The sequence below is a fragment of the Anaeromyxobacter sp. PSR-1 genome (assembly GCF_000964525.1).
In the GTDB taxonomy this organism is placed as follows: Bacteria; Myxococcota; Myxococcia; order Myxococcales; family Anaeromyxobacteraceae; genus Anaeromyxobacter.
Genome location: NZ_BAZG01000047.1, coordinates 13,615 through 27,178, shown reverse-complemented (window position 1 = coordinate 27,178; position 13,564 = coordinate 13,615). Strand labels below are relative to the sequence as shown.

Genomic DNA, 13,564 nt, shown 5'->3' with positions numbered 1-13,564 from the left:
ACGACTTCCAGATCGAGCGCTTCTAGCGCCGCGCCCCCGTGCCGTCCCCCGGGCAGACCCCGCTCGCGCGCGCCAAGGCGATCGCGCTCCGCCAGCTCGCGTCCCGCATGCGGACCGAGGCGCAGGTCCGCGCGCGCCTGGCGCGCGACGGGCTGGAGGGCGAGGCGGACGAGACCGTCGCCTGGCTCCGCCGGCTGGGCTACCTCGACGACGCCGCCTACGCCCGGGCCCGGGCGCGCTCGCTGGTCGCGGGCGGCAGGCTCGGGCCGCGCATGGCCGAGCGCCGGCTGGTGGGGGAGGGGATCGGGGCGGGCGAGGCGCGGGCGGCCGTCGCCGCGGCGCTGGCCGGCGAGGCGGGGGAGGATCCGCGCGCCGCCGAGCTGGCCCTGTGCCGCGCGCTGGCGGAGCGCCGGGCGCGGGGGCGCCCGCTCGCGGACCTCGACGCCGCCGGGCGGCGCCGGCTGTCGCGCTTCCTGCTCGGGCGCGGCTTCTCCGGGCCGGTGGTGGCCAGGGCGCTGGGCGTCTACGAGGACCAGGACGGATAGCCCCGAGCCCCGGGGCCCCGCCCGGAGGAACGACTGCGCGCCGGCCGGGCCTCTGCTATCTTCCGGGCCCCATGCGCCGGAACCTCGCCCTCGCCGCCGCCCTGTCCGCCGCCGTGGCCCTCGCGGCGTGCGGCACCAAGCACACCACCTTCACCGGCAGCCTGAAGCTCGGGAAGACGCCCGAGGAGAACTACCAGGCCGGCATGGACGAGCTGAAGGCGGACAACTTCACCGAGGCGGTGAAGTTCTTCGAGTTCGTGAAGACGAAGTACCCGTTCTCGAAGTTCGCGGCGCTCTCCGAGCTGCGCCTCGCCGACGTGAAGTTCAAGCAGGACCGGTACCTGGAGGCCGCCGAGGCCTACAAGCAGTTCGTCCAGCTCCACCCCACCCACGAGGACGTGGACTACGCCGAGTACCGCTCCGGCCTGTCCTACTTCAAGGACGCGCCCGGCGAGTTCGCGCTGTTCCCGCCGGCGGCGGAGAAGGACCAGCGGCAGGCCGAGAAGGCGGTGCAGGTGCTCACCGACTTCGTCCAGACCCGGACGCAGTCGAAGTACCTGCCCGAGGCGAAGAAGGTGCTGGCCGAGGCGCAGACCCGGCTGGCGGCGCGCGAGTGGTACGTGGCCGAGTACTACTACAAGCGCTCGCTGTGGGCGGGCGCCGCGGGGCGCTACGAGACGCTGGTGGACAGGTACCCGGGGTCCCGGCACGAGTCCGAGGCGCTCTGGAAGCTCGCCAGCGCCTGCCTGAAGATGGACGAGAAGCACCGCGCCCGGAAGGCGCTCCAGCAGCTCATCGTGAAGCACCCGGGCGACGCGCGCCGGGCCGAGGCCGAGAAGCTCCTTGCCTCGATCCGCTGAGCCGCCCGCGCCCCCGCCGGCGCGACCGCCGCCCTTCTCCCCAGGCTCCCGCGCCGCGCGCCGCCGCGCGCGCGCCGCGAAGGTCGGCGCGCCCTACCTCGTGCCCCTGGCGCTCGCCGCGATCGCGGCGCTGCTGCTGTGGCGCTACTGGGACCGGATCGCCGGCGCGGACCTCGCCATCTCCGCCGCCAGCCCCGAGACGCAGGTGCGCGAGGCGCTCCGCCACCAGGACCGCGCGCACCTGAACGACGTCTACGGCTTCAAGTCCGGCGGCACCGCCGAGCTCGTCCCGGTCCGGTTCGCGGACGTCGCGGTGCAGGTGGAGGGCGACCGCGCCTCGGTGCTCGCCATCGTGGAGGCGGACGGGCGGGTGACCTGGCGCGACGAGCGCGCCGACGTCTCCTACGTCGGGCGCGAGGCGTTCGGGATGACCCGCTGCTCGATCGCGCTCTGGTGCGGCGACGGGCAGCAGTTCGCGGGCCTGCGCGGCGTGCTGACGGCGCTGTTCCGCCGCGAGGACGCCTGGAACGCCGGCGACGCGGCCGCGCTGGAGCGGCTGGTCGCGGAGGCCCACGCCGGCGATCGCGCGGCGCTGGGGGCGCGGCTCCGGGCCGAGCTCGCCGCGGCGGCGGGCGCGCGGGCCCGGATCGCGGCCTGGCAGATCCGGGTGGAGCGCGACCGCGCCGAGGTGGGCGAGGACTACGAGCTGGTCCGGGAGGGCCGCGACCCGGAGCGCCGCCGCGCCCGCTACGTGCTCGCGCGCGAGGGCGAGCGCTGGCGCTTCGTGGACGGGCTGTGACGCGCCGACTCTGAGCGCGGCGCGGTCTGGTGTAGACTCCCGCGCCGGGAGGCCCCGACATGGACGACACCTTGAAGCAGGCCCTCGCGCTCGGACGCGGCTACTACCTCAAGAAGGACTACGGGCTCGCCGAGCAATACCTGACCGAGGTCGTCGAGCAGAACCAGTCGTTCGCCGACGTGTACAACATGCTCGGCGTCATCTACCACGACCAGGGGCAGTACCAGAAAGCGCTGCGCGCCTTCGAGGCGGCGCTCCGCATCAACCCCGGCTACACCGACGCGGCGCTGAACCTCGCCGTCACCTACAACGACACCGGCAAGTACCGCGAGGCGCAGGAGACGTACCGCCACGCGCTGTCGCGCTCGGGCGCCCAGCACGGGAAGCTCGACCGCTTCGTGCAGGGGAAGCTCGCGAACATGTACGCCGACATCGGCGACGTGTACCTCTCCTCCGGCCTGTACCAGGAGGCGATCGCCGAGTACCGGCGCGCGCTCGCGCTCGGGCCGGCGTTCGTGGACATCCGCGCGAAGCTGGCCGGCGCGCTGCGCGACGCCGGGGAGCGCGAGGCGGCCATCGCCGAGTACGAGGAGGCGGTCCGCCAGGCCCCGAGCTACGTGCTCGCGCGCCTCAACCTGGGCCTGTCGCTGTTCACGGTCGGTCGCAAGGACGAGGCGGTCGGGCACTGGCAGCGCGTGCTCGAGATCTCGCCCGGCAACCGCAACGCCGAGATGTACCTGCAGCTCGCGGCGGGGCAGTCGTAGCGGGGCTGCGGGCGCGCGCGGCGGCGTCCTCGTTGCCGCGGGGCGCCGGGGACGATATGTCCCGGCCATGAGCGAGGCCGAGAAGACCGTCCGGCTGACCAGCCTGAGCCACGGGGCCGGTTGAGCCTGCAAGATCCGCCCAGCGGATCTGGCGCAGGTCCTGCGCCGCCTCCCGGTCGTCGACGATCCCAGGGTGCTGGTCGGCCACTCGACCCGCGACGACGCGGCCGTGTACGCGCTCGACGCGGAGCGGGCGGTGGTCGAGACGGTGGACTTCTTCACGCCGGTGGTGGACGACCCGTACTGGTTCGGCCGGATCGGCGCGGCCAACGCGTTCTCGGACATCTGGGCCATGGGCGCGAAGCCGCTGTTCGCGCTCAACCTGGTCGCCTGGCCGGTGAAGACGCTGCCCATGGAGATGCTGGGCGAGGTGCTGCGCGGCGGCGCCGAGGTGGCCCGGCTCGCGGGCGCGCCGGTGCTGGGCGGCCACAGCATCGACGACCCCGAGCCCAAGTACGGCATGGCCGTGACCGGCCTCGTCCACCCGGACCGCGTCCTCCGCAACGTGGGCGCCCGGCCGGGAGACCGCCTGCTCCTCACCAAGCCGCTCGGCTCCGGCATCATCACGACCGCCATCAAGCGCGGCATCGCGCCGGCCCCCATGATCGACGCGGCCATCGAGCTCATGTCCGCGCTGAACCGCGCCGCCGGCGAGACGCTGGCGGAGAGCGGCGCGGTGCGCGCGCTCACCGACGTCACCGGCTTCGGCCTGCTCGGCCACGCCTGGGAGATGGCGGAGGGCTCCGGCGTCGCGCTCCGGCTCCACGCCGGCGCCGTGCCGGTGCTCCCGGGCGTGCTCGACCTCGCCGCGAAGGACGTGCTGCCCGGCGGCTCCAAGGCGAACCTGGCCTGGGTGACGCCCGCGCTGCGGGTGGCGCCCGGGGTGGCGGAGGCGCTCCCGGCGGTGCTCGCCGACGCCCAGACCAACGGCGGGCTGCTCGCGGCGGTGGACGGGGCCCGGGCGGGCGCGGTGCTCGAGGCGCTCCGGGCGGCGGGCGTCGCGGCGGTGGAGGTGGGAGAGGTGCTCCCCGGCGACCCGCCGCGGATCGAGCTCGTCCCGTAGCTCCTGCTACAATGCGCGGCCGTGATCGCGCACCTCGCCGCCGCGCTGCTCGCGCTCACCGCCGCCCGCGGGCCGAGCTTCGTCGCCGTGATCGACCCGGGCCACGGCGGCGAGCAGGAGGGGGCGGTCTCGCCCCGCGGCGACCGCGAGAAGGAGCTGACGCTCCAGATCGCCCGGCGCGTGGCGGCCCGGCTGAAGCGCGCGGGCGCGAAGGCCGTGCTCACCCGCACCGCGGACGCGTCGGTGCCGCTCGCCGCGCGGGCCGCGCTCGCGAACGCCATCCGCGCCGACCTGTTCGTCTCGATCCACCTGAACTCGATGCCCAGCGCCGAGGCGCGCCGCACCTCCCACGGCATCGAGACCTACTTCCTGTCGGCGGACGCGAGCGACGCCTCGGCCACGGCGGTGGCGGCCCGCGAGAACGCCGACCGGCTGGCCGGCGAGCCCGAGCTGGACCCGTCCGACCCCGTCGCCGCCATCCTGAGCGACCTCGAGGACACCGCGGCCCTGCAGCAGTCCTCCCGCCTCGCCTACGCGGTGCAGGAGCGGTTGGTCGCGGCGCTCGGGGCCGAGGACCGCGGCGTGAAGCAGGCCCCGTTCTACGTGCTCGCCGGCGCGCGCATGCCGGCGGTGCTGCTGGAGGTCGGGTTCATCTCGCACCCGGCCGAGGGTGACCGGCTGCGCAGCGCGGCGTACCAGGAGCAGGTCGCGGGCGCCATCGTCGAGGGGATCGCCGCCTACCGCGCCCAGACGCTCCGGGCGAGCCGCTAGGCGGCGCCCCGTGGGCGTGGCGCGCCCGGCGCGCCCGTGCTAATCCCGCCGCCATGCGAAAGAACGGCCGCGGCCAGCTCGACCTCCGTCCCATCCTCCTCGAGCCCCGCGTCTCCAAGCACGCGGAGGGCTCCTGCCTGGTGCGCTTCGGCGACACCCACGTGCTGTGCACCGCCTCGGTGGACGAGAAGGTCCCGCCGCACGTGTACGGCACCGGCGCCGGCTGGGTGACCGCGGAGTACGGCATGCTGCCGCGCTCCACGCACGAGCGGATGCAGCGCGAGGCGGCCCGCGGGAAGCAGACCGGGCGCACGCTGGAGATCCAGCGGCTGGTCGGCCGGGCGCTGCGCGCCGCGGTGGACCTGCGCGCCATCGGGCCGCGCACCGTCACGCTCGACTGCGACGTCATCCAGGCCGACGGGGGCACCCGCACCGCCGCCATCACCGGCGCCTACGTGGCGCTGGTCCAGGCGGTGCGCAGCATCCAGAAGCGCCGGCAGCTCGCCCAGGATCCGGTGAAGCGCAGCGTGGCGGCGGTGTCGGTGGGGATCGTCGCGGGGGAGGTGCACCTCGACCTCGACTACGACGAGGACTCCACCGCCGAGGTGGACATGAACGTGGTCGCGACCGGCGACGGCGCGCTGGTGGAGGTCCAGGGCACCGCCGAGGGCAAGCCGTTCCCGCGCGCCGAGCTGGACCGGATGCTCGACGCGGCGCTGGCGGGGCTGTCGCGCCTGAAGGAGCTCCAGGAGGCGGCGCTCCGCACGCCGTGAGCCCCGTGGACCTGCTGTTCGGCAGCACGAACCCCGGGAAGCTGCGCGAGCTGCGCCGCCTGGTGGCGGGCCTGCCGGTGCGGGTGGTCTCGCCCGACGACCTGGGCAGGCCGCTCCCGGAGGTGGTGGAGGACGGGGCGACGTTCCAGGCGAACGCCGAGAAGAAGGCCGTCGCCTGGGCGCGCTGGTCCGGGCTGCACGCCGTCGCCGACGACTCCGGGCTGTGCGTGGACGCGCTGGGCGGCGCGCCCGGGGTCCACTCCGCCCGCTGGTCCGATCTCGAGCCCGAGGGCCCGGCCAGCCCGGTGTGCGAGCTGGCGGGCGTGGCCGAGCTGGAGCTGGGGCCGGTGGCGGGGCGGGCCGCCCGCGACGAGCGGAACAACGACAAGCTGCTGGCGGCGCTCTCCGGCCTCCCCGACCCGCGCCGCGGCGCGCGGTACGAGGCGGTGCTGGCGCTCGCCCGTCCGGACGGGACGCTGGTGGGGACCGTCACCGGGACGTGCCCCGGGCGGATCGGCCACGCGCGCCGGGGCGACGGCGGCTTCGGGTACGACCCGCTGTTCATCCCGGCCGCCGAGCTGCGGGGAGGGGAGGGGAGCGGGGCGCGGACCATGGCCGAGCTCACGCCGGAGGAGAAGGACGCCCTCTCCCACCGAGGTGAGGCGTTCCGCAGGCTGCTCCCGCTCCTGGCGACGCTCGCCGCTCGCGGCGCTTGACGGGACGGCGGCGGGTCGGCTAGAGACGGGCGTTCTCGGATCGGCTCAGGGGCGCTCGGCGCCACCGCAGGTGTTCCGGGGCGTAGCGCAGCCTGGTAGCGCGCCTGCCTTGGGCGCAGGAGGTCGCCGGTCCGAATCCGGCCGCCCCGACTCTTTGACAGCAATGGTGATGGCCGGGTGCGCTTCCTTCATGCGCCCGTAGCTCAGTTGGATAGAGCGTCGGCCTTCGAAGCCGCAGGTCGGGGGTTCGATTCCCTCCGGGCGCGCTGAGATGAAGATTTACGGTGAGTATAGCTCAATCGGTAGAGCACTGGACTGTGGATCCGGGGGTTAAGGGTTCGAGCCCCTTTACTCACCCACTTTTTCGCCCGACGCCCTGAGGTAACCTTCGACGTACGCGCCCGTAGCTCAGTCGGATAGAGCAGCGGCCTTCTAAGCCGCGGGTCGGGGGTTCGAATCCCTCCGGGCGTGCTGAGATGTGCTGCGATTCCGTCGCGCAGAAGGCGCCGGAGGTCGTTGACAGCCCACCGGGACGCTGCTAATACGGCGCCCCTCGGCCATCCCGAGATGCATCGGGCGCGTAGCTCAACTGGCAGAGCAATGGACTCTTAATCCATAGGTTGAAGGTTCGATTCCTTCCGCGCTCACTCGAAACCCCTGGCGACCCCAGGGGTTTTCGCTTATCCGGGGCATGCCTCGCGGCGCCCCGCGGGCGGCGGGGCGTTGGCCCCCGCCGACGTGGATCCGGGCAGGGGGCCGACGTAGTATCCGCCGCGGCTGCGGCAGGGCGGCGCGCCCGCCCCTCACCCTCGCAGCAGGACTCGAACGTGGACACGGACAAGCGTCACCCCCTGGAGCTCGCCGTCTACGTCCTCGTCGCCGTGGGCATGCTGGTCGGCCTGGCGGCGGCGATCGTGGACGTGCACTGGTTCGAGCAGGTCTACGCCGTGGAGGACGGGCCCATCGAGTGGGCCACCGCCGTCGCGCTGCTGGTCGGCGCCGGGATCGCCGCGGTCACCGCGCGCCGCCCCGGGGCGGGGAACCCGGGCCTCCACCGCCTCACCTGGATCGGCCTCACGCTGCTGTGCTTCTTCGCGGCCGGCGAGGAGATCAGCTGGGGCCAGCGCCTCCTCGGCATCCAGAGCCCCGAGTTCTTCCAGAGCCACAACGCGCAGCACGAGACCAACCTCCACAACCTGGTGGTGGACGGCGTGAAGGTGAACAAGCTGGTCTTCTCCCAGCTCTTCACGGTCGCGGCCGCGCTGTTCCTGCTGGTGCTGCCCTGGGCCTACCGCCGCCGGGCCGCGTTCGCGCGGCTGGTGGACACCTGGGCCGTGCCCGTGCCCCGCGTGCGCCAGGTGATCGCGGTGGTGGCGGCCTTCGCGTTCATCGCGCTGGTGCCGTCGCGCGAGCGGGACGAGCTGCTCGAGTTCGGCGCCACCTGGCTGTTCGCGATGATCCTGCTGTTCCCCCTCAACGCCGCCGCCATCCGCGGCCCGGCCGCCCGCCCCGGCGAGGCCGCCGCGCCCGGCGGCGAGCCGGGCGCGCGCGCCACGGCCGACCGCCGGTAGCGCCGCCCGTCGCCGGAGCCCGAGGCCCATGGACCCCACGCTCACCGTCATCGTCCCGGTCTTCGACGAGGAGGACAACCTCGAGCGCGTCGGCCGCGAGCTGACCGCGTACCTGGACCGCACCTCCACGCCGGCGCAGGTCCTGTTCGTGAACGACGGGTCGCGCGACCGGAGCGGCCCGATGATCGAGGCGCTCTGCGCCCGGGATCCGCGCCTGCACTTCCTCCACCTGGCCCGCAACTCCGGCCTGAGCGCCGCGCTCAAGGCCGGCTTCGACCACGTGGAGACGCGCTGGGCGGGCTACATCGACTCGGACCTGCAGACCTCGCCCGACGACTTCGACCTGCTCATGCCGTTCGCGGCCGACTACGAGCTCGTCACCGGCGTCCGGGTGAAGCGCAAGGACACGCTGGTGAAGAAGCTGTCCTCGCGCATCGCGAACGCGATCCGGCGCTCGTTCACCCACGACGGCGCCAGCGACACCGGCTGCCCGCTCAAGGTGATCCGCGCCGACGTGGCCCGCCGCATCCCGTTCTTCAAGGGGATGCACCGCTTCCTCCCGGCGCTGGTGCAGCTCGACGGCGGCAAGGTGAAGGAGGTGCCGGTGCGCCACTTCCCGCGCGTGGCCGGCGAGTCGAAGTACCACCTGTGGAACCGGCTGATCGGCCCCACCGCCGACCTGTTCGCCTACCGCTGGATGCGGAGCCGCTACATCCGCTACGAGATCGCGAAAAAGGGATGACCGCCTCGCACCTCTGGATCTTCGCCGTCGGGTTCACCGCCCAGCTCCTGTTCGCCGCCAGGATGCTGGTGCAGTGGTTCCACTCGGAGAAGGCCGGCAAGCCCATCTCCCCGGTGGTCTTCTGGCAGCTCAGCCTGCTGGGCGGGATCCTGTTCTTCGTCTACGGGATCCTGCGCAAGGACTTCGCCATCGTCCTCGGGCAGCTCATCGTCTACTTCATCTACATCCGGAACCTGCACCTCCAGCAGCGCTGGATGACGGTGAGCGCGCCCTTCCGCTGGGCGGCCTACCTCGTCCCGGTGCTCAGCGTCGCGTACCTCGTCTCCAGCGCGCCCGGCAACCTGCGCGACATCCTCGGCAACGTGGAGATCCCGCTCTGGCTCAAGGTGTGGGGCTCGGTGGGCCAGGTGGTGTTCACGTTCCGCTTCGTGATGCAGTGGATCGACTCCGAGTCGCGCAAGGAGTCGGTGTTCTCGAACGGCTTCTGGGTGGTGAGCCTGGTCGGCTCCACCATGATCCTCGTCTACGCCGTGTTCCGCCGCGACCCGGTGCTGTTCTTCGGGCAGGCCGGCGGCGCGGTGGCGTACTCCCGCAACCTGGTGCTGGGCCTCCGCACCCAGCGCCGCCCCGCCGCATGAGCGCCGCGCCCGGTCGCGCCGGCCCGCCCGGCCTGGGCGGGCGGGCCCAGCTCCTGCTCCTCGCGGCGCTCTGCGCCTGCACGTTCGTGGTGAACGCGGGCGCGCTCACCGCGAACATCATGGAGTCGCGCAACCTCACCACCGCGCGCGAGATGCTCGGGAAGGGCAACTGGCTGCTGCCCACCATGAACGGCGAGCCGCGGCTGGAGAAGCCGCCGCTGCCGACCTGGGCCACCGCGGTCGCCATGGGGGCGTTCGGCGAGGAGGACCTCGGCCGGCTGCGCCTGCCGGCGGCGCTCGCCGGCGCGCTGCTGGTCGCGTTCGCGTGGCTGCTGGCGCGCGAGCTGACCGAGGACCGGCTCGCGCCGTTCCTCGCCGCGGGCACCGCCGCCACCTCGTTCTACGTGTTCTTCATGGCCCGGGACATCACCTGGGACATCTTCTGCCACGCGTTCATGGTCGGCGCGATCTGGCAGCTGCACCGGGGCCTGGCCCGCCCCGCCGGGCGGCTCGGGAGCTTCGCCGCCGCCGGCCTGCTCATGGGCCTCTCGTTCCTCTCCAAGGGCCCGGTCTCCTTCTTCTCGCTCCTGCTCCCGTACCTGGTGGCGCGGACGCTCTCCTCCGGCGCGGCGCCCTACCGCGCCGCTTGGCGGCCGCTGCTCCTCACGGTGGGCCTCGCGCTCGCCGCGAGCGCGGCCTGGCCGGCCTATGCCTGGCTGACCCGCCCCGAGGCCTCCGCGTACGTCGCGCAGAAGGAGTCCACCGCCTGGATCAACCGGAACGTGCGGCCGTTCTGGCAGTACTGGAGCTTCACCGCGCAGTCGGGCGTGTGGGCCGTGCTCGCCACCGCCGCGCTGGTGTTCCCGTACGCGCGCCGCCGCGTGGCGCGCTACGGCGACTACCGGCTGCTCGCCGCCTGGATCTGGACCGGCGTCCTGCTCCTGTCGCTCTTCCCGGAGAAGAAGGAGCGCTACCTGCTCCCGGTGCTCGTGCCCATGGCGCTCCTCACGGCGCTCTACGTGCGGTCCCTGGCGGACGCGTTCCGGGCCGGCGCCGAGACCCGCGCCGATCGCGCCATCGTCCGGGCGAACGCGTGGCTCATGGCGGCGGTCGCCGCCGCGGTCCCGCTCGCGCTCTGGCTCGCGCTCCGCGCGCGCGGCGTCGCCCCCGGCTGGCCGCTGCTCGCCGCGGTCGCGGCGGTGTTCTGGGCGCTGGCCGCGCTGCTCGGGCACGCCGGGCTCCGCCACCGCCCGCTGGTGATGTGGGGCGGGATGGTGGGGATGGTGGCCGCCGCCTGCGTGCTGGTGCTCGGCCAGGTGCCGGCCATCATCACGCGCAACCCCGGCTACCGCCCCTACGGCGAGCTCCGCCACCGGGCCGACCTCGCCGGCGTGCCGTTCTTCCGCGCCGGCGACGTCACCGGCAAGTTCATCGAGGTGATCTGGGCGAGCGGGCGCGAGATCCACGCCTGGGATCCGCGCGAGCGCCCCGAGCCGCCGGTGGCGCCGCCGCTGCTGCTCATGACCTCGGAGCCGCCGGACCGGGTGCTCGCGCCGGAGCTGGCGCAGCGCTTCCGCGTCGAGGACCTGGGCGTCTACGACGGCGCGGTGGACGCCCGCTGGGGCGGCGGCGCGCTCCGCAACCACGTGGTGGTGCTCCGGCCGCGGTAGCGGCGCGGCCTAGTCCTTCTTGCCGCCCTGGATGACGCCGAAGCGGGGCCGCTTGCGCTCGGGCGGCTTGAGGATCCCGGCCAGCACCGACGGCCACGGGAACGCGCAGTCGAAGCGGCGCCCGCGGAACGTCAGGTTGCAGCGGATCCCCCATTCGTCGAGGAGCACCTCCGGCGTGTCCCGGCCGACCACCAGGTTCACGCGGACCAGCTCCTCCTCGTGGAGGTACTCGGGGATCTCCACCGCGGGTGCGGCCGGCGCGACGATCACGCACTCGATGGCCGAGGCGGTGCGGCAGGCCTCCAGCATCTCGCCGTACCGCCGCTGCAGCGCGAACAGCTCGAGCGCGCCCTGCGACCAGCCCGGGCAGGCGGGCAGGCAGGGGTCGTCGGGTGCATGGTCGTGGTGCGACTCCACGGGGTCCTGTGTACTACAGGACGCGGCTCCCCGTCCTCGCGAGCATGGTAAAGAGGCGCCCGGGGGCGGGTGGCGGAACTGGCAGACGCGCTGGACTTAGGATCCAGTGCCGCAAGGCATGAGGGTTCGAGCCCCTCCCCGCCCACTTCACCCTTGACCCGCCACCGGCGGGCACGTAGCACTAGCCGATTTCCCCGCCCACACACCCGCAAAGGTCGAACAGGACATGAAGATCCAGGTCGAAACGGTCTCCCCCGTCGAGCGGAAGGTCACCATCGAGGTGGACCCCGATCGCGTCGCCAAGGAGCTCGATCGCGCGTACGCCAGCCTCTCGCGCCGCGTGAAGCTGCGCGGCTTCCGGCCCGGCAAGGCGCCGCGCAAGGTGCTGGAGCGCCAGTTCAAGGCCGAGGTGGAGGGCGAGGTCGCCGAGCGGATCGTCACCGAGACGTTCACGGAGGCGGTGCGGGTCGAGGCGCTGCCGGTGGTGGCGGCGCCCAGCGTCTCCATCACCGAGGGTGTGGCCGAGGGGAAGCCCATGCGCTACTCGGCGCGCGTCGAGGTGAAGCCGAAGCTCGAGCCCAAGGACTACAAGGGCCTCGAGGTGACGCGGAAGCCGCCCGAGGTCACCGACGAGGCGGTCTCCGCCGAGCTGACCAAGATCCAGGACTCGATGGCGCAGCTCGTGGCGGTGGAGGGACGCTTCGAGGCCCAGGAGGGCGACTGGGCGGTCATCGATCACGAGGGCACCATCGACGGGAAGCCGTTCGACGGCAGCACGGCGGAGGGGGTGACCGTCAAGGTGGCGCCGGGTCCGATCACCGAGGGCAACGTCGAGGCCCTGAAGGGCAAGAAGATCGGCGACACCGTCGAGCTCGACGAGCCGTTCCCGGCCGATCACCGCGACGAGGCGCTGCGCGGGAAGACGGCGCACATGAAGGTCACGCTGAAGGCGCTGAAGGTCCGCCAGGCGCCGGCGCTCGACGACGCGCTCGCCAAGGAGCTGGGCATCGAGGGCGTCGAGACGCTGGACGCGCTGCGCACCCGGATCCGGTCCGACCTGGAGAAGCGCGAGAAGCGGCGCGCCGAGTCGGAGCTGAAGGACGCGCTGGTGAAGGCGGCGCTCGCCAAGAACGAGTTCGAGGTGCCCCCCGCGCTGGTGGAGCGCGCCATCGACACCATGATCGAGGGCGCGGCCGAGCGGTTCGCCCGCCAGGGCATCGACATCCGCCAGCTCCAGCTCGACGTCTCGCGCATGCGCGCCGACCTGCGCGAGCAGGCGCTCCTCCAGGTGCGCGGCGCCCTGCTGCTCGAGGCGATCGCCGACGCGGAGAAGGTCGAGGTCACCGACGAGGACCTGGAGGCCGAGGCGGCCCGCATCGCGGACGAGCTGGGGATGCCCCTGGCGAAGGTCCAGCAGCAGACGCGCGGCAAGGACGCCCGCGAGGCGCTAAAGAACAGGATCAGGGAGGAGAAGGCGCTCTCGCTGCTCTCCTCCGCCGCAACCATCCAGCAGTAGCGAACGCCGGAGATCCGCGATGCCCTACATCCCCATGCCGTACGTGGTCGAGCAGACCCACCGCGGCGAGCGCAGCTACGACATCTACTCGCGGCTCCTCAAGGACCGGATCATCTTCCTGGGGACGCCGGTGGACGACGACGTGGCGAACGTCATCATCGCCCAGCTCCTCTTCCTCGAGTCCGAGGACCCGGACAAGGACATCAACCTCTACATCAACAGCCCGGGTGGCTCGGTGACCTCGGGGCTCGCCATCTACGACACCATGCAGTACGTGAAGCCCCAGGTGTCCACCATCTGCCTCGGGCAGGCCGCCAGCATGGGCGCCTTCCTGCTCGCGGGCGGCGCCGCCGGCAAGCGCTTCGCGGTGCCGAACGCGCGCATCATGATCCACCAGCTCTCCGGCGGCTTCCAGGGGCAGGCCACCGACATCGAGATCCAGGCCAAGGAGGCGCTCCGCCTCAAGGCCAAGCTGAACGAGATCATGGCCCGGCACACCCGCCAGCCGATCGAGCGGATCGAGCGGGACACCGAGCGGGACTACTTCATGAGCGCCGGAGAGGCGAAGGAATACGGGCTGATCGACGACGTCTTCTTGCACAAGAAGGCGGCGGAGAAGAAGCCACAGTAAGATGAAGGACGAGGCGAGGCGCCGGAGG

The 13,564-nt window shown here is 73.1% G+C and carries 15 protein-coding genes and 6 tRNA genes; 20 read left to right on the top strand and 1 reads right to left on the bottom strand.

Annotation, left to right across the window (positions count from 1 at the left end; translation table 11 throughout):
• The first annotated feature begins 38 nt into the window (after positions 1-38).
• The 17 genes from PSR1_RS09830 to PSR1_RS09750 all read left to right on the top strand — a co-directional run bounded on the left by PSR1_RS09830 (position 39) and on the right by PSR1_RS09750 (position 10,972).
• Positions 39-545 (top strand): regulatory protein RecX, encoded by a 507-nt coding sequence (locus PSR1_RS09830; protein ID WP_059437415.1) that lies wholly within the window; start codon positions 39-41, stop codon positions 543-545.
• 71 nt (positions 546-616) lie between these two features.
• The gene (locus PSR1_RS09825; protein WP_059437414.1) at positions 617-1,405 is read left to right on the top strand and encodes an outer membrane protein assembly factor BamD; all 789 of its coding nucleotides are present in this window, start codon (positions 617-619) and stop codon (positions 1,403-1,405) included.
• Positions 1,406-1,505: 100 nt separating this feature from the next.
• The gene (locus tag PSR1_RS09820; RefSeq protein ID WP_237757894.1) at positions 1,506-2,204 is read left to right on the top strand and encodes a nuclear transport factor 2 family protein; all 699 of its coding nucleotides are present in this window, start codon (positions 1,506-1,508) and stop codon (positions 2,202-2,204) included.
• Between the two features lie 59 nt (positions 2,205-2,263).
• Entirely contained in the window at positions 2,264-2,968 is a 705-nt protein-coding gene (locus PSR1_RS09815; protein WP_059437412.1) for a lipopolysaccharide assembly protein LapB, read from the top strand.
• Between the two features lie 67 nt (positions 2,969-3,035).
• The gene (selD, locus tag PSR1_RS09810) at positions 3,036-4,091 is read left to right on the top strand and encodes a selenide, water dikinase SelD (RefSeq protein ID WP_082100191.1); all 1,056 of its coding nucleotides are present in this window, start codon (positions 3,036-3,038) and stop codon (positions 4,089-4,091) included.
• Positions 4,092-4,112: 21 nt separating this feature from the next.
• Positions 4,113-4,862 carry an N-acetylmuramoyl-L-alanine amidase gene (locus tag PSR1_RS09805; RefSeq protein WP_059437410.1) on the top strand — a complete coding sequence of 250 codons (750 nt, stop codon included), beginning with the start codon at positions 4,113-4,115 and terminating at the stop codon, positions 4,860-4,862.
• 53 nt (positions 4,863-4,915) lie between these two features.
• Positions 4,916-5,635: a ribonuclease PH gene (gene rph, locus PSR1_RS09800; RefSeq protein WP_059437409.1), complete on the top strand. Its 720-nt coding sequence runs from the start codon at positions 4,916-4,918 to the stop codon at positions 5,633-5,635.
• A complete protein-coding gene (locus PSR1_RS09795) occupies positions 5,632-6,351 on the top strand; it encodes a non-canonical purine NTP pyrophosphatase (RefSeq protein WP_059437408.1) in 720 nt (239 codons plus the stop codon). Before rph ends, PSR1_RS09795 begins: the two co-directional genes overlap by 4 nt.
• Before the next feature lie 76 nt (positions 6,352-6,427).
• Positions 6,428-6,501: transfer RNA gene (locus PSR1_RS09790), tRNA-Pro, on the top strand.
• A gap of 42 nt (positions 6,502-6,543) precedes the next feature.
• Positions 6,544-6,617 (top strand) — tRNA-Arg (locus PSR1_RS09785).
• A gap of 18 nt (positions 6,618-6,635) precedes the next feature.
• Positions 6,636-6,708 (top strand) — tRNA-His (locus PSR1_RS09780).
• A 40-nt stretch (positions 6,709-6,748) separates the two neighbouring features.
• Positions 6,749-6,822 (top strand) — tRNA-Arg (locus PSR1_RS09775).
• A gap of 103 nt (positions 6,823-6,925) precedes the next feature.
• Positions 6,926-6,998 (top strand) — tRNA-Lys (locus PSR1_RS09770).
• 180 nt (positions 6,999-7,178) lie between these two features.
• On the top strand, positions 7,179-7,922 hold the full coding sequence (locus PSR1_RS09765; RefSeq protein WP_059437407.1) for a hypothetical protein: 744 nt from the start codon (positions 7,179-7,181) through the stop codon (positions 7,920-7,922).
• A gap of 28 nt (positions 7,923-7,950) precedes the next feature.
• Positions 7,951-8,664 carry a glycosyltransferase family 2 protein gene (locus tag PSR1_RS09760; RefSeq protein ID WP_059437406.1) on the top strand — a complete coding sequence of 238 codons (714 nt, stop codon included), beginning with the start codon at positions 7,951-7,953 and terminating at the stop codon, positions 8,662-8,664.
• Positions 8,661-9,302 (top strand): lipid-A-disaccharide synthase N-terminal domain-containing protein, encoded by a 642-nt coding sequence (locus PSR1_RS09755; protein WP_059437405.1) that lies wholly within the window; start codon positions 8,661-8,663, stop codon positions 9,300-9,302. Before PSR1_RS09760 ends, PSR1_RS09755 begins: the two co-directional genes overlap by 4 nt.
• Positions 9,299-10,972, top strand: a complete 1,674-nt coding sequence (locus tag PSR1_RS09750) for a glycosyltransferase family 39 protein (RefSeq protein WP_059437404.1) — start codon at positions 9,299-9,301, stop codon at positions 10,970-10,972. Before PSR1_RS09755 ends, PSR1_RS09750 begins: the two co-directional genes overlap by 4 nt.
• Positions 10,973-10,981: 9 nt before the next feature.
• On the opposite strand, the gene PSR1_RS09745 is transcribed toward PSR1_RS09750, so the two are convergent.
• A complete protein-coding gene (locus PSR1_RS09745) occupies positions 10,982-11,389 on the bottom strand; it encodes a hypothetical protein (RefSeq protein WP_059437403.1) in 408 nt (135 codons plus the stop codon).
• 63 nt (positions 11,390-11,452) lie between these two features.
• Between PSR1_RS09745 and PSR1_RS09740 the strand changes: the two genes are divergently transcribed.
• The 3 genes from PSR1_RS09740 (at position 11,453) to clpP (ending at position 13,536) form a co-directional block, all read left to right on the top strand.
• A tRNA-Leu gene (locus PSR1_RS09740) sits at positions 11,453-11,534 on the top strand.
• A gap of 81 nt (positions 11,535-11,615) precedes the next feature.
• The gene (gene tig, locus PSR1_RS09735; protein ID WP_059437402.1) at positions 11,616-12,905 is read left to right on the top strand and encodes a trigger factor; all 1,290 of its coding nucleotides are present in this window, start codon (positions 11,616-11,618) and stop codon (positions 12,903-12,905) included.
• A 19-nt stretch (positions 12,906-12,924) separates the two neighbouring features.
• Positions 12,925-13,536 (top strand): ATP-dependent Clp endopeptidase proteolytic subunit ClpP, encoded by a 612-nt coding sequence (clpP, locus tag PSR1_RS09730; protein WP_012527421.1) that lies wholly within the window; start codon positions 12,925-12,927, stop codon positions 13,534-13,536.
• The last annotated feature ends 28 nt before the right edge of the window (positions 13,537-13,564 follow it).

Coding starts and splice junctions, on each gene's coding strand:
- PSR1_RS09825 (WP_059437414.1), top strand. CDS start 617: ATGCGCCGGAACCTCGCCCTCGCCGCCGCCCTGTCCGCCGCCGTGGCC.
- PSR1_RS09815 (WP_059437412.1), top strand. CDS start 2,264: ATGGACGACACCTTGAAGCAGGCCCTCGCGCTCGGACGCGGCTACTAC.
- rph (WP_059437409.1), top strand. CDS start 4,916: ATGCGAAAGAACGGCCGCGGCCAGCTCGACCTCCGTCCCATCCTCCTC.
- PSR1_RS09760 (WP_059437406.1), top strand. CDS start 7,951: ATGGACCCCACGCTCACCGTCATCGTCCCGGTCTTCGACGAGGAGGAC.
- PSR1_RS09755 (WP_059437405.1), top strand. CDS start 8,661: ATGACCGCCTCGCACCTCTGGATCTTCGCCGTCGGGTTCACCGCCCAG.
- PSR1_RS09750 (WP_059437404.1), top strand. CDS start 9,299: ATGAGCGCCGCGCCCGGTCGCGCCGGCCCGCCCGGCCTGGGCGGGCGG.
- tig (WP_059437402.1), top strand. CDS start 11,616: ATGAAGATCCAGGTCGAAACGGTCTCCCCCGTCGAGCGGAAGGTCACC.
- clpP (WP_012527421.1), top strand. CDS start 12,925: ATGCCCTACATCCCCATGCCGTACGTGGTCGAGCAGACCCACCGCGGC.